A 359-nucleotide genomic window follows, 5' to 3' on the forward strand; every position below is an offset into this window, starting at 1 on the left:
CACGGATGCCGTCACGCGCGCCACCAGTTTCACCAGCAACGCCGCGCCCGGCAACGGCGGCACGGCGCTGGCCGTGCGCGGTTTCAGCGGTCAGGAATCGGTGATGACGCTCTACGACGGCACGCGCCTCTATCCGGGCGCGGGCACCAACACCTTTCCGTTCGATACATGGCAGGTCGAGCGCATCGACGTGCTGCGCGGCCCGGCCTCCGTGCTGTACGGCGAAGGCGCGACAGGCGGTGTCGTCAACATCGTGCCCAAGCGTCCGCAACGCGATTACTCGACAACGGTCCAGTTCGGTATCGGCACCGAGGGCAAGAAACGCGTCGCCTTCGATACGACCGGCGCGCTCGGCCCTA

At 67.4% G+C, this 359-nt stretch carries 1 protein-coding gene; it reads left to right on the forward strand.

Going from position 1 to position 359, the window contains the following annotated elements:
- On the forward strand, window positions 1-359 hold a 359-nt coding region (locus P7F28_RS07985), incomplete at both ends, for a TonB-dependent receptor plug domain-containing protein (RefSeq protein ID WP_277183978.1).

The organism is Caballeronia sp. BR00000012568055, from assembly GCF_029439455.1.
In the GTDB taxonomy this organism is placed as follows: domain Bacteria; phylum Pseudomonadota; class Gammaproteobacteria; order Burkholderiales; family Burkholderiaceae; genus Caballeronia.